Source organism: Rhizobium changzhiense (genome assembly GCF_013087625.1).
Lineage (GTDB): Bacteria > Pseudomonadota > Alphaproteobacteria > Rhizobiales > Rhizobiaceae > Rhizobium > Rhizobium sophorae.
In genome coordinates, this window is sequence record NZ_JABFCQ010000006.1 from 110,074 (window position 1) to 123,040 (window position 12,967).

Sequence of the window (12,967 nt, forward strand, 5' to 3'; positions counted from 1 at the left end):
GAAGACATTTAAGCGTTTGAACGCGAACCGTGCCCTATGGTTCGCGACCAGGGAGGAATAGATGACAGATTCCAGGATTGCGCCAGATCTGGTCGCGACGGATAACTACACGCGGGCAACCGCGCTGAAAGCCGATTACGAGGCACTGGGCGCGACGCTTGCCCGTCGCGGCGTCGATATTGAGGCGGTCACCCGCCAGGTTGCGGAATTCTTCGTTGCCGTCCCCTCCTGGGGTGTGGGCACCGGCGGCACGCGTTTTGCCCGTTTCCCCGGCACCGGCGAGCCGCGCGGCATCTTCGACAAGCTCGACGATTGTGCCGTCATCAACCAGCTGACGCAGGCGACCCCGAATGTCTCGCTGCATATTCCCTGGGACAGGGCGGATGTTAGCGAATTGAAGGCCAAGGGCGAGGCGCTCGGCCTTGGCTTCGATGCGATGAATTCGAACACCTTTTCCGATGCGCCCGGCCAGGCCCATTCCTACAAATACGGCTCGCTCAGCCACACCGATGCGGCGACGCGGGCGCAGGCAGTCGAGCACAATCTCGAATGCATCGAAATCGGCAAGGCGCTCGGCTCCAAGGCGCTGACGGTCTGGATCGGCGACGGTTCGAACTTCCCCGGCCAGAGCCATTTCACCAAGGCTTTCGAGCGTTACCTTGCCTCGATGGCGGACATCTACAAGGCGCTGCCCGACGACTGGAAGCTGTTCTCCGAGCACAAGATGTACGAGCCGGCCTTCTATTCCACCATCGTGCAGGATTGGGGCACCAACTACCTGATCGCTCAGACGCTCGGCCCCAAGGCCTATTGCCTGGTCGATCTCGGCCACCATGCGCCGAACACCAACATCGAGATGATCGTGGCCCGGCTGATCCAGTTCGGCAAGCTCGGCGGCTTCCACTTCAACGATTCGAAGTATGGTGATGACGATCTCGACGCTGGCGCGATCGATCCCTACCGGCTGTTCCTCGTCTTCAACGAACTGGTGGACGCCGAGCAGCGCGGCGTCAACGATTTCAATCCGGCCCATATGATCGACCAGTCGCACAATGTCACCGACCCGATCGAAAGCCTGATCAACAGCGCCAACGAAATCCGCCGCGCCTATGCACAGGCACTGCTCGTCGACCGCAAGGCGCTGTCTGCCTACCAGGACGACAACGACGCGCTGATGGCATCGGAAACGCTGAAGCGCGCTTATCGCGCCGATGTCGAGCCGATTCTGGCCGAAGCCCGCCGCAGGGCCGGCGGCGCGATCGACCCGATTGCCGTCTATCGCGCCAGCGGCTACCGCAGACAAGTGGCGGCCGAGCGCCCGGCATCCGCAGCCGGCGGCGGCGGCATCATCTGAACACCCGATTGTTTCGCATGGCCTGAAGCCTGCTGACTAGGGTTGATGGTTGCCGGCAGCGCAGGGGTGACGCGCTGCCGGCGTCCCGCCGTTTACGGCTTCCAGGCCCCGGCGATCTGGCGGGTGGCGATGTTCAGCCGGTTCCAGACATTGATGTTGGCAATGGCGATGACGAGTGCTGCAAGGCTCCTGCCGTCATAATGCCGGGTCGCTTCGTCCCAGACATCATCCGGCACAGGGTCGGCGCGGTCGCTGACGCGGGTCACCGCCTCGGTCAGCGCAAGGCCTGCCCGCTCGGCATCGCTGAAATAGGGCGAGTCGCGCCAAGCGCCGATGGCGAAGAGCCGTTCGTCGGTTTCACCGAGCTTCTTTGCGATGCGGGGATGCCCGTCGACACAGACGCTGCAGCCGTTGATCTGGCTGGCGCGCAGGTTGACGAGTTCGAGCAGCTTAGGCGAAAGGCCGGTTTCGGCCGGCACCTTGCTGAGAGCCGCCAGCGCCTGCATGGCTGCGGGAAGGACGAGGGCGGGATTTCCCATTCTCTCCTGCATGATAAGTCTCCTCTATAGGTTTACTGTTTGACGATCCGCCGGCGCTGTCACATCGGCCGGGGTTCATTCGTCATGGCCTTGACGGGATGCAGCGGAGGAATGTGACAAATGGACGAGAAAAAATGGCTGACCGAAGAGTTCGAGGCGAACAGAGCGCATCTGAGGGGCGCAGCCTATCGCATGCTCGGCTCGGGCAGCGAGGCGGAGGATGCCGTTCAGGAGGCCTGGCTGCGGCTTAGCCGCACCGATACGACAGGGGTCGGCAATCTCGGCGGCTGGCTGACGACGGTGGTGGCGCGCATCTGCCTTGACATGCTGCGCGCCCGCAAGACCCGGCGCGAGGAGCCGCTGGAGGCGCCTGTTCACGCTGGGATCGCCGATCCGGCGAACGATCCCGAGCGCGAAGCCGCCTTTGCCGATTCGGTCGGGCTGGCGCTGCTCGTCGTGCTGCAGACGCTGGCGCCCGCCGAACGCGTCGCCTTCGTGCTGCACGACATGTTCGACCTGCCCTTCGACGAGATTGCGCCGATCATCGGCCGTTCGTCCGCCGCGACCCGCCAGCTCGCAAGCCGCGCCCGCCGCCGAGTGCAGGGGGTGGACGAAGCGCCGGATGTCGATTTCGGCCGTAAACGGACGATCGCCGAGGCCTTTCTGACGGCGTCGCGCAATGGCGATCTGGAGGGATTGATCGCGGTGCTTGCCCCTGACGTCGTCTTCCGGCCGGATGCGACGGCCGCCCGCTTCGGCACCATTGGCGAAATGCGCGGCGCAGCTCACGTGGCCGAAGCCTTCAAGGGGCGGGCGCAGGCGGCAGAAATCGCCATCGTCGACGGTGAGCTTGGATTCGTCGTGGAGATCAAGGGCCAGCTCCGCGTCGTTGTGGCGCTGACGATCGCTGATGGCAGGATCGCCGCGATCGACGCCATCGCCGATCCGGATCACCTGGAACAGCTCGATTATTCGATCCTTCGGAATTGAAAACACACGCGAATTTGCCGGACCTTCGATATAGGCGTGCTTTAGAAGGAGCGCCCCGCTGACATTTCCTGAGCGGTGTCGCCCGCGTCATTTTTCTTGACAGCAGCATCCTCGGCTTTATTCTATTATAAAGATTTATATAACATAACTATGGAATTTTGACCGAGGAACGATCCCGGTCCGAGACTTCGAAAGGAATGCATTCATGTCCCGCGACCAGGCGAAGAAGCCGCTTCTTCTCACCAATGTCAAACCGATCGCTTTCGGCTCTGACACAGCAGAGGGGGCGATCGACATTCTCGTCAATGCCGATGGGAGGATCGCCGAGATCGGTTCTTCGCTTTCCGTCTCGCAGGATGTGACGCGCATCGACGGCAAGGGGGCCTTCATTTCGCCGGGCTGGGTCGATCTGCACGTGCATATCTGGCACGGCGGCACCGATATTTCCATCCGCCCGTCCGAATGCGGCGTCGAGCGCGGCGTCACCACCCTGGTCGATGCCGGCTCGGCCGGTGAGGCGAATTTCCATGGCTTTCGGGAATATATCATCGAACCGTCGCGCGAGCGCATTAAGGCTTTCCTGAACCTCGGCTCGATCGGCCTTGTCGCCTGCAACCGCGTCGCCGAACTCAGAGATATAAGAGATATCGATCTCGACCGCATCCTCGAAGTCTATGCCGAAAACAGCGAGCACATCGTCGGCATCAAGGTGCGCGCCAGCCATGTCATCACCGGGTCCTGGGGCGTCACCCCGGTCAAGCTCGGCAAGAAGATCGCCAAGATCTTGAAAGTGCCGATGATGGTGCATGTCGGCGAGCCGCCGGCGCTCTATGACGAAGTGCTAGAGATCCTCGGCCCCGGCGACGTCGTCACGCATTGCTTCAACGGCAAGGCCGGGTCGAGCATCATGGAAGACGAGGATCTCTTCAATCTCGCCGAGCGTTGCGCTTCCGAAGGCATCCGTCTCGACATCGGCCATGGCGGCGCCTCCTTCTCCTTCAAGGTCGCCGAGGCGGCGATCGCCCGCGGGCTTCTGCCGTTCTCGATTTCGACCGATCTGCACGGCCATTCGATGAACTTCCCGGTCTGGGATCTGGCGACGACGATGTCTAAACTCCTCAGAGTCGGCATGCCTTTCGACAAGGTGGTGGAAGCCGTCACCCATGCGCCGGCATCCGTCATCAAGCTGTCGATGGAGAACGGCCTAGCGGTCGGCTCGCAAGCGGAATTCACTATTTTCGATCTGGTCGATTCCGATATCGAGGCGACGGATTCCAACGGCGACGTTTCGGTCCTCAATAAGCTGTTCGAGCCGCGCTATGCGGTAATGGGCGCCGATGCTTTCGCTGCCAGCCGCTATGTGCCGTGGGCGCGCAAGCTGGTGCGCCACAGCCACGGCTATTCCTACAGGTAGGATCCGCGGGCCGGGCGCAATGCTCAGCGGTTGCGCCAGCCCATCAGCTTTTCGATCCGTTCCGCTGAACTGCGCACATGCGCCGTATAGTGGTTCTCGTCGGAAAACGCCTTCTGTTCCGGCAGCACGATGGAAATGGTGGCGACGCACTGGCCATCGCGATCGCATATCGGCGAGGCGATGCAGGCAACCGCATAATCCGATTCCCCTGCCTGGATCGACAGGCGCGACTCGAAGGCCTTGCCGGCGGCTTCCGACAGCGTGCCCGGATCGATCTCGGCGCGGCCAGTCGGTGAAGAGCGGGCGCAGCGCTTGAACAGTTCGATGCGCTCCTCCTCGGCCAGGTGGCCGACGAGCAGGCGGCCAGAGGCCGTCCAGTTCAGTGGGACCCTTGTGCCGACGCGGGACGCCACCTGAAAATGGCTCGGGCCGTCGGCCATGGCCAACACCAGCATATAGTCGCCGTCGCGGCCGCAGACCTGCACGGTTTCGCCGGCCTGGCGGCAGAGATCGTGCATTTCGTGGGTGGCGATGCTCATGAAATCCAGCGACCTGGCATAGGCAAGGCCGTAATGGTAGAGCCGCGCGCCGAGCCAGATCGAGCCGTCCGCCTGGCGTGTCAACATGTTCTTCTCGACGAGATCGTCGACGATGACGTAAACCGTCGACAGCGGCGCCTTCACCGCCTTTGCGATGGCATAGACGCCGGCGGGCGATCCGGTTTCATAAAGATGATCAATCACCTGAAGCGCCCGGTCGATGCCGCTGACGCGCGCGCGGCGCGCACCCTTGCCACCGGTCTCGCCGGTAACGCCCTCATCTTCGGAGTAAACTGCGGCTGATGTCTTTCCGTCCAATTCCACGCACCTCATGAAAACGCGATTATGTTACATTACTATGGCATAGCTGTCGCTGTGGCAAATGGCAACATTTCGCGGGTTGCTAGTCGGATTGAGCCGACCAGATGAGGCTCTGTTTTCAATATCACCGGAAATTTAGGATGTGGCGACGACCGCGAGCGTGCTCAGCGCGCGCGGTTGCTCGAGTAGTCATTCCGCGGCGAGACTTGGAACAACAAGCATCAGCCCGAGTTTGACCCCCTGAACCCAGGAGGTCACCATGCCAAATTATCCCACACCGCCTTTCCCATCCCAGAAACAGCCGATGCCAGGTTTTACCGCGCAGATGGACCCTGTCCCCGACCACGGCGAAAAGAGCTATCGCGGTTCCGAGCGGCTGAAGGGCAAGCGGGCGATCATCACCGGCGGCGATAGCGGCATTGGGCGGGCTGTGGCAATCGCCTATGCCAGGGAAGGTGCCGATCTGGTGCTCTCCTATCTCGACGAGGATGAGGATGCCGACGAGACGAAACGGCTGGTCGAGCAGGCCGGCCGCAAAGCTATCCTCGTCAGCGGCGACATCCAGGATCCGGCCCACTGCCGGCAGATCGTCGAGACGGCGGTCAAGGAGCTCGGTGGTATCGACATTCTCGTCAACAACGCCGCACATCAGGCGAGCTTCAAGAGCATTGACGAGATCAGCGATGAAGAGTGGGAACTGACCTTCAAGGTCAATATCCATTCGATGTTCTACCTGACCAAGGCAGCCGTCGCCCATATGAAACCCGGCAGCGCCATCATCAACACCGCCTCGATCAATTCGGACAGTCCGAACCCCACGCTGCTTGCCTATGCGACGACCAAGGGCGCGATCCAGAATTTCACCGCTGGCCTTGCGCAGCTTCTGGCCGAGAAAGGCATTCGCGCCAATGCGGTGGCGCCCGGGCCGATCTGGACACCGCTCATCCCTTCGACACTGCCTGAAGAAAGCGTCAGCAATTTCGGCAAGCAGGTGCCGATGAAACGGCCGGGACAGCCGGCCGAGCTTGCGACAGCCTACGTGATGCTGGCCGATCCCTTGTCGAGCTATGTCTCCGGCACGACAATCGCGGTTACCGGCGGCAAACCTATTCTCTAAAGCGCGTCGCGATCGTTCGACCCCTTGTGCTTAAGTCTTTGTTTGACGCTTGCCGTTGTCGCAAAACCGCTGCACACTTTTGCGCGACATGCTTTAAAGCGGCAAGGGCCGCCGTCTGGTTTTGACGGCAGCCCTTGACGGGGGCAGGGAGAGATCCCCAAGCTGTTCAGGTGGCTTCTTCAGCCGAAGCAGGGCACTGCCGGCAGATTGGCGCGGCTTGCGAGTGCTCCGATCATATTGCCCACCGATTTCGAGCGCGGTTCGCGCTTGCGGGCGGCCGTCTCCAGGAGTTGCTTGAAGTCTTCAAGCTTTACGCCGTCGGCGCGCAACACCATGGCGATCAGGGGGTCGCGAAGGGCTTCGGATATCGTCAGGTCATCTCTGGTCTTTGTCATGGTTGTCCTCCTTTCGTGGGCGGTGGCCCGTGTTCCACTTTCCGCTGCCATGCCCTCGGCATTGACTTTCGCGTTTCGTGGTGTTACCGGTAAGTAACAATGCATTTGTTACCGATCGGTCACATTGATGTCAAGGACTACGTCCGCAAAAAAATCAGAAACTTCGAATGAAATCTCCGCAGCCGTTCCAGAAGATCGCATCCCGCCGCGGGAGCGTATCGTCTCGACCGCCTCGGAGCTTTTCCGCGAGCGCGGCATTCGCGGCATCGGCGTCGATGCCATTGCCGATGCGGCTCTGACCAACAAGATGACGCTCTACCGGCATTTCGGCTCGAAGGACGAACTCGTCTGCGAAACGCTTCGGCGCGCCTCCGAAAAGGCGGGTGCCATCTGGCGCGATCTGGAGACGGCCTATCCCGGCAATCCGCGCGCCCAGCTGGACGCCTGGGTGGAGCTGCGGGCGCAATGTCTGAACGGCGAGCCCGCCGGCTGCGATCTCGCCAATGCCGCCATCGAGCTGAAGGGCGAGGGCCATCCAGCCCACGAAATGATCGAGCGGCACAAGGCCGAACAGCGTGATCGCCTGGCCGCGCTCTGTTCGGCGGCCGGCGCGCGCGAACCCCAGCTTCTTGCCGATACATTGACGCTGCTGCTCGAGGGCGCACGTGTCAGCCGTCAGGCCATGGGCGCTGCCGGCTGCTGCGGTCATTTCGCCAAGGCCTGCCACGCGGCGATCGCTTCTTTCGCCTGACCACCGCAAGTGTGTGGGAGGGGAACCTTACCGCTTCCATGCCGTTTTCACACTAACCCGAGGGCAATGTGGAGGCAGGGAGATGAACTACGTCTATCTCAAACGCCTATATGCCAAGCGCGCCGAGCTCGAAGCCAAGCTGGAACTCCATGATGCGCGCTATTGTTTCGGCGAGGAAGAAGTCGATGACGGCACCGACAGCGATCTGCGTCAGCGGCTGAGCGAAATTTCCGAGGAAATTGCCACGCTGGAGAGCAGGCCGGGCCGATAACTATTTAATTTGCAACAGCATTCAGATTTTAAGCCGACCGGCATAAAGTCAGTCTGTGCTGGCGCTAAGGATTTCCATCGTCCGTTCGTCGAATATTCCCTGATAGAAATGCTCGATCACCCTGTGGAAGGGCGAACCATGGTCGCTGATCGCGGCAAACAAGGTCATCGACGAGCGCAGCTTGAGGTCGTCGGGTGAACCCAGGATTTCGTGCGCCGATCGGCCGTCCACCGACAGGATCGCCTCGACGCAACGCAGCAGCCGGCTTGAGAGAATGGGATCGGCGAGATAGGCGGCGGCTTCCTCGGCCGAGCGGATCGCATATTTGTCGGCCATCGCGGACGTACCGAGACCGGCGATCTGCGGGAAGATGAACCACATCCAGTGGGACGTCTTGCGTCCGGCCTTCAGCTCTAAGAGCGCCCGCTCGTAGACGCCGTTCTGGGCGTCGATGAAGCGGTGAAGCTTGTAGTCGATGTCGCCGGCCATGGTCCTTTCCCCTTTTCCTGCTGTCGATGCAGCCTGGGCCAAGGTTTCCACGCCCGGCGATCTACAGCGCCGCGCGTCTTTCAGACGCGCAAAGGACGCTGTAGCACTTAGAATGACTGCATAATTTCATCCTTAAATCGGTTTCCGATTTAAGGAATTATGCAGTGGTTTTGCTATCAGCAAACCCTCTCAGCGTAGGGGCTGCTATCGCGGCAATGGCCGTAGGCCGGATGCGGCGGCATGTTATCGCCGGCCGGGGCGGCAATGGCCGATGTTGTCATCGGGTCCGTATTGCCGGAAGAATATGCGGCAAAACCCGCAAAGCTCAAGAGAACCAGCGCTCCGACCACGACAATGCGCTCGAAGGCCGAAAGTTTCTGGGCGCTGACATGATCTACATAATCGCGCTCGCCTAAACCGGCGGTTTCGTCCTCTTTTACATGGAGGGTCACCATATCCTGGCGACGGCTTAAAGTTTCACAATCTGTCATTTTAATTACTCCTGCAACACATGCGCAGCCGAGTTCTTAGAGCAAACTCTCACCCTCATGCCGAACCGGCTTCGCATGCGAGCAGCATGTGTGTCTTCGATCGTGGCAATTGAAGGGGCGATATCCAAACTCAGTGTTCAAGAAATCGTACCAATAAATGCAAAATATCGTGAAGCTCTGGTTCACCGGAATGATCCGGGGTAGTCCAGAGAGGAACATCTCTCTTCTGGGCAGTCCCATGAGCAAATCCTTCGGCGCGATGTCGGTCGCGCAGCTTTCCGTCCTCATTCAAGGTGGCGCGGCCGATCCGGTCGAAGTGGCCGAGGCGTTCTTCGATTCCATCGCGAATTATGCCGACAAGGCGGTCTTCACCACATTGCTCGAAAGCCGGGCGATGGAGGAGGCGCGCGCCTCCTCGAGACGTCTGCGGGAAGGGCGCTCGCTTGGATTGCTGGACGGCATTCCGATTGCCTGGAAAGATCTCTTCGACATTGAAGGCTTGCCGACGACGGCGGGTTCCGTCGTTCTGGCAGAGGATATGCCGGCCAAGCGCGACGCGGCTGTCGTCGCTTTGCTCAGGCAGGCGGGCATGGTCGCCGTCGGACGCACCAATATGAGCGAATTCGCCTTTTCCGGCCTCGGCATCAATCCGCATTACGGCACGCCGGTAAATCCGCGAAGCCTCGATCTCCCGCGCATTCCGGGCGGCTCATCCTCCGGCGCCGGTGTCGCCGTCGCGGCCGGACTGGTGCCGGTCGCCATGGGCACCGATACCGGCGGCTCGGTGCGGATTCCCGCCGCCTTCAACGGCATCGTCGGCTACAAGGCAACGCGCGGCCGCCACGCAATGGCAGGCGTCTATCCGCTGGCAAAGAGCCTGGATTCGCTGGGGCCGCTCTGCCGCAGTGTCAGGGACGCGGTCTGGATCGACGCGGCAATGCGCGGCCTGACGGCGCCCGATGTCGTTGCGCATCCCCTGCAAGGGCTGGAACTCATCGTGCCTGAAAATATCGTCTTCGATGGCGCTGAAGTCGGTGTCGTCGCCGCGTTCGAGGCGGCTTTGGCACGTCTTCAAAAGGCCGGCGCCAAGGTTGCCCGCACCATCATTCCCGCCTTCAACGAGATATTCGATCTGATGACGAGATATGGTCCGCTGGTGACGGCGGAGGCTTTCGCACTTCATCAGGAACGCTTGGCCGGACCGGACGCGGACAGGATGGACCACCGCGTCGTCATGCGCACCCGTCTCGGAAGCAAGACGACGCTGCCGGATTACCTAGCGATCCTCGAGGCGCGCAGCCGCCTGATCGCCGATGTCGAGCGCCTCGTCGGCGACCGGCTGCTCGCCTTTCCCACTGTTGCCCATGTCGCTCCGCCGATCGGGCCGCTGGCGCAGGATGACGAGCTGTTCTTCGCGACGAACAACAAGACCTTGCGCAACACCGCGCTCGGCAATTTCCTCGACTGGTGCGGCGTTTCCATTCCCTGCGGCACGGGTGTATCAGGCATGCCTGTTGGACTGCTGCTTTCGGCCACTGCCCATCGCGATGAGGCGCTGCTGGGGATCGCCCTTGCCGCCGAGGCGGTCATCCGCGACGATTTTGCCCGTATTGGCAATTGAACCAATTGGCAATTGAACCGCCGGGATTTAGTTGCCATTGATGGCATGAGGAGATCCCGGAGGAAAGCACGTGCAGGTTTTGCAAAACGGACGTTTCGCGGTTTCGACATGGTCGCTGCATCGGCTGCTCGGCGCCGTTCATGCCTATAGTCCCGATCCCGAGAAAAGTGCAGCGGCGAAGGAACCCTATGGCCCCGGCGCCGCGGCGCTGATCGACGTGCCTGCGGCGCTCTCGGCACGCGGCGTCAACCGGCTGGAGGTCTGTTCCTTCCATCTGCCGAGCCTCGACGCCGCCTATATAAGCGAATTGCGCGATGCGATGGCGGCCTCGAACGTACTGTTCCAGACGCTACTCGTCGAGGACGGTGATCCGAGTCATCCGGAGACGGCCGAACGCGACGTTGAATGGATGGCGGAGTGGATCGACATCGCCGCAACCCTTGGGGCTGAGAGGATGCGCGTCATTGCCGGCAAGCAGAAGCCGACGGAGGAAAACCTTACCCGCGCCGCGCGCCATCTGAGTTGGCTGGCCGGAAAGGCGGAAGGCAGCGGCGTGCGTGTCGTCGTCGAGAACTGGTTCGACCTGCTGCCATCGCCAGTCGAAATGAACTGGCTGCTGGACCGGTTGGACGGCAAGGTCGGTCTCAACGGCGACCTCGGCAACTGGGCGGCTCCAGCGAAATACGAGGGCCTTGCCGATATCATGGGCCGGGCGGAAATCTGCCATGCCAAAGCCGATTATGGCACTGCCGGCCTCGATGCCGAGGATTACCGCACGTGCCTGGAGATGTGCGAGAGAGCCGGTTACGACGGTCCCTTCACGCTGATCTACGACTCGCCCTTCTTCCCTGACGAATGGGACGGCATCCTGCTGCAGAAGGCGTTCATCGAGGATTTCCTGCGCGAGGCGCCGGCGCGCAAGACGGCTTAAATCAGCAGCGCTTCTTGCTCATTCCTAGAGCATGATGCCGAAAAGTGTGATCGGTTTTCGGACGACATCATGCTCTAACTATATAATTTAGAAGAGGATTCAGATTTTAGGCCGACCCGGCCTAAAATCATCCTGTTCTAGCGCGGGAACCTTTGGTTTTCCTCCAGCACGTTCAGATCCATGTGGTTGCGCATATAGCGCTCCGAGGCTTTCTGCAGCGGCTGGTAGTCCCATGGATAATAGGCCCCATTGCGCAGCGCCGCATAGACCACCCAGCGGCGCGCCTGGCTCTCGCGTACGGCTGCGTCGAAATCGGAAAGGTTCCAGCGCCGGCCGGCCTGTTCGGCAAGCCTTGCCAAGATCTCGGCATGCGCCGGGTCGGCCGCCAGATTGTCGAGCTCCTGTGGATCGGCCTCGAGATTAAACAGCATCGGCGGGTCCTTCTCGCAGAGCGAGAGTTTGTATTGGCCATCCCGAATGCAGACGAGCGGCGCTTCGGAACCCTCTGCGGCATATTCCATCGGCACCGGGCTGCGGCTGCCGGTGCCTTCGGCAAGCGCTGCCAGATCTTCGCCCTCGGTCCACGGCTTCAGCGAGGCGATATCGATCCCGGCAAGACCCGCCAGCGTCGGCGTCACGTCGAGCGTGGAGACAGGCTGATCGATCCGTCTGGGCTTCCAGCCGGATGCTGCGATCATCAGCGGAACGCGGGCCGATCCTTCGAAGAAGTTCATCTTGAACCAGAGACCGCGGTCGCCGAGCATGTCGCCATGGTCGGAGGCAAAGAGGATGATCGTGTTTTCAGCCATGCGGGTCCGTTCGAGGACGCCGAGAATGTCACCGATCTTCTCGTCGACATAGGAAATATTGGCGAAATAGCCCCGCCTTGCCCGCCTGATCTGCTCATCGCTAATGTCGAAGGCGGCGTGATCGCAGGCTTTCATCAAACGTTGTGAGTGCGGGTCCTGCCGCTCGAAGGCAATCGGCGCAACCGCAGGGTCCAGTGCCGGGCAATCCTCATAGAGGTCCCAGAATTTGCGGCGCGCGACATAGGGGTCGTGCGGGTGGGTGAAGCTGACGGTCAGGCACCAGGGGCGCTCGTCATGACCGCGCGAGAGATCGAACAGTTTGCGGCCGGCGTGGTAGGCGACCTCGTCGTCATATTCCATCTGGTTGGTGATCTCGGCAATACCGGCGCCGGTGACCGAACCCAGATTGTGATACCACCAGTCTATGCGTTCGCCCGGCTTGCTATAGTCAGGCGTCCAGCCGAAATCGGCCGGGTAGATATCCGTCGTCAGGCGTTCCTCGAAGCCATGCAACTGGTCAGGGCCGACGAAATGCATCTTGCCGGAAAGTGCTGTCTGGTATCCGGCAGCGCGCAGATGATGCGCATAGGTCGGAATGTCCGAGGCAAATTCCGCCGCATTGTCATAGACGCGGGTTCGACTCGGCAATTGTCCGGACATGAAGGAGGCCCGCGCCGGTGCGCAGAGCGGGCTTGCCGTATAGGCGTTGGTGAAGCGCACGGAACGCTCTGCCAGTGATTTCAGATGCGGCGCATGCAGAAAATCGGCAGGGCCATCGGGAAAGAAAGTGCCATTCAACTGGTCGACCATCAGGATGAGGATATTCGGACGCACCATGCGAAATTGTCTCCTGTGGTCTCAAAGGCGGGGGAAGGTCTTGCTGGAAGTCGACGCCCACTGCTATTTGCAGATCTTATCAAAACCACTATCATCCT

At 61.0% G+C, this 12,967-nt stretch carries 14 protein-coding genes; 8 read left to right on the forward strand and 6 right to left on the reverse strand.

The features are described from left to right. Positions 1-61: 61 nt before the first annotated feature. Complete coding sequence (rhaI, locus tag G9X68_RS25860) at positions 62-1,354, forward strand: L-rhamnose catabolism isomerase (protein WP_171604813.1); 1,293 nt, start codon at positions 62-64, stop codon at positions 1,352-1,354. A 92-nt stretch (positions 1,355-1,446) separates the two neighbouring features. Here the strand turns inward: rhaI and G9X68_RS25865 are convergent, their stop codons facing one another. Beyond that, positions 1,447-1,905, reverse strand: a complete 459-nt coding sequence (locus tag G9X68_RS25865; protein ID WP_171604814.1) for a carboxymuconolactone decarboxylase family protein — start codon at positions 1,903-1,905, stop codon at positions 1,447-1,449. Positions 1,906-2,013: 108 nt separating this feature from the next. Here G9X68_RS25865 and G9X68_RS25870 point away from each other — a divergent pair, with 108 nt between their 5' ends. Together G9X68_RS25870 and G9X68_RS25875 are read left to right on the forward strand one after the other, a co-directional pair. After that, on the forward strand, positions 2,014-2,883 hold the full coding sequence (locus G9X68_RS25870; protein ID WP_171604815.1) for a sigma-70 family RNA polymerase sigma factor: 870 nt from the start codon (positions 2,014-2,016) through the stop codon (positions 2,881-2,883). Between the two features lie 205 nt (positions 2,884-3,088). Beyond that, positions 3,089-4,297: an amidohydrolase/deacetylase family metallohydrolase gene (locus G9X68_RS25875; RefSeq protein WP_171604816.1), complete on the forward strand. Its 1,209-nt coding sequence runs from the start codon at positions 3,089-3,091 to the stop codon at positions 4,295-4,297. A 23-nt stretch (positions 4,298-4,320) separates the two neighbouring features. Here the strand turns inward: G9X68_RS25875 and G9X68_RS25880 are convergent, their stop codons facing one another. After that, positions 4,321-5,169, reverse strand: coding sequence for an IclR family transcriptional regulator (locus G9X68_RS25880; protein ID WP_171604817.1), 849 nt, complete (start codon positions 5,167-5,169; stop codon positions 4,321-4,323). Positions 5,170-5,416: 247 nt separating this feature from the next. Here G9X68_RS25880 and G9X68_RS25885 point away from each other — a divergent pair, with 247 nt between their 5' ends. Then, positions 5,417-6,274 carry an SDR family oxidoreductase gene (locus G9X68_RS25885; protein ID WP_129419120.1) on the forward strand — a complete coding sequence of 286 codons (858 nt, stop codon included), beginning with the start codon at positions 5,417-5,419 and terminating at the stop codon, positions 6,272-6,274. A gap of 179 nt (positions 6,275-6,453) precedes the next feature. Here G9X68_RS25885 and G9X68_RS25890 read toward each other — a convergent pair whose 3' ends face one another. Further along, entirely contained in the window at positions 6,454-6,669 is a 216-nt protein-coding gene (locus G9X68_RS25890; protein WP_168315086.1) for a hypothetical protein, read from the reverse strand. A gap of 127 nt (positions 6,670-6,796) precedes the next feature. Here G9X68_RS25890 and G9X68_RS25895 point away from each other — a divergent pair, with 127 nt between their 5' ends. Then, on the forward strand, positions 6,797-7,420 hold the full coding sequence (locus tag G9X68_RS25895; RefSeq protein ID WP_168315087.1) for a TetR/AcrR family transcriptional regulator: 624 nt from the start codon (positions 6,797-6,799) through the stop codon (positions 7,418-7,420). Positions 7,421-7,502: 82 nt separating this feature from the next. Beyond that, the gene (locus tag G9X68_RS25900) at positions 7,503-7,691 is read left to right on the forward strand and encodes a hypothetical protein (protein WP_003547852.1); all 189 of its coding nucleotides are present in this window, start codon (positions 7,503-7,505) and stop codon (positions 7,689-7,691) included. 48 nt (positions 7,692-7,739) lie between these two features. Here the strand turns inward: G9X68_RS25900 and G9X68_RS25905 are convergent, their stop codons facing one another. Beyond that, entirely contained in the window at positions 7,740-8,180 is a 441-nt protein-coding gene (locus tag G9X68_RS25905) for a DUF1810 domain-containing protein (protein WP_171604818.1), read from the reverse strand. Positions 8,181-8,356: 176 nt separating this feature from the next. Continuing rightward, on the reverse strand, positions 8,357-8,635 hold the full coding sequence (locus tag G9X68_RS25910) for a hypothetical protein (RefSeq protein ID WP_062940326.1): 279 nt from the start codon (positions 8,633-8,635) through the stop codon (positions 8,357-8,359). Positions 8,636-8,909: 274 nt separating this feature from the next. Between G9X68_RS25910 and G9X68_RS25915 the strand changes: the two genes are divergently transcribed. Continuing rightward, the gene (locus G9X68_RS25915) at positions 8,910-10,292 is read left to right on the forward strand and encodes an amidase (protein ID WP_171604819.1); all 1,383 of its coding nucleotides are present in this window, start codon (positions 8,910-8,912) and stop codon (positions 10,290-10,292) included. Positions 10,293-10,362: 70 nt separating this feature from the next. Then, entirely contained in the window at positions 10,363-11,223 is an 861-nt protein-coding gene (locus tag G9X68_RS25920; RefSeq protein ID WP_168312220.1) for a TIM barrel protein, read from the forward strand. Positions 11,224-11,360: 137 nt separating this feature from the next. Here the strand turns inward: G9X68_RS25920 and betC are convergent, their stop codons facing one another. Next, positions 11,361-12,869: a choline-sulfatase gene (gene betC / locus G9X68_RS25925; protein WP_171604820.1), complete on the reverse strand. Its 1,509-nt coding sequence runs from the start codon at positions 12,867-12,869 to the stop codon at positions 11,361-11,363. Positions 12,870-12,967: the final 98 nt, after the last annotated feature.

Coding starts and splice junctions, on each gene's coding strand:
- rhaI (WP_171604813.1), top strand. CDS start 62: ATGACAGATTCCAGGATTGCGCCAGATCTGGTCGCGACGGATAACTAC.
- G9X68_RS25865 (WP_171604814.1), bottom strand. CDS start 1,905: ATGCAGGAGAGAATGGGAAATCCCGCCCTCGTCCTTCCCGCAGCCATG.
- G9X68_RS25870 (WP_171604815.1), top strand. CDS start 2,014: ATGGACGAGAAAAAATGGCTGACCGAAGAGTTCGAGGCGAACAGAGCG.
- G9X68_RS25875 (WP_171604816.1), top strand. CDS start 3,089: ATGTCCCGCGACCAGGCGAAGAAGCCGCTTCTTCTCACCAATGTCAAA.
- G9X68_RS25880 (WP_171604817.1), bottom strand. CDS start 5,169: ATGAGGTGCGTGGAATTGGACGGAAAGACATCAGCCGCAGTTTACTCC.
- G9X68_RS25885 (WP_129419120.1), top strand. CDS start 5,417: ATGCCAAATTATCCCACACCGCCTTTCCCATCCCAGAAACAGCCGATG.
- G9X68_RS25890 (WP_168315086.1), bottom strand. CDS start 6,669: ATGACAAAGACCAGAGATGACCTGACGATATCCGAAGCCCTTCGCGAC.
- G9X68_RS25895 (WP_168315087.1), top strand. CDS start 6,797: ATGTCAAGGACTACGTCCGCAAAAAAATCAGAAACTTCGAATGAAATC.
- G9X68_RS25900 (WP_003547852.1), top strand. CDS start 7,503: ATGAACTACGTCTATCTCAAACGCCTATATGCCAAGCGCGCCGAGCTC.
- G9X68_RS25905 (WP_171604818.1), bottom strand. CDS start 8,180: ATGGCCGGCGACATCGACTACAAGCTTCACCGCTTCATCGACGCCCAG.
- G9X68_RS25910 (WP_062940326.1), bottom strand. CDS start 8,635: ATGGTGACCCTCCATGTAAAAGAGGACGAAACCGCCGGTTTAGGCGAG.
- G9X68_RS25915 (WP_171604819.1), top strand. CDS start 8,910: ATGAGCAAATCCTTCGGCGCGATGTCGGTCGCGCAGCTTTCCGTCCTC.
- betC (WP_171604820.1), bottom strand. CDS start 12,869: ATGGTGCGTCCGAATATCCTCATCCTGATGGTCGACCAGTTGAATGGC.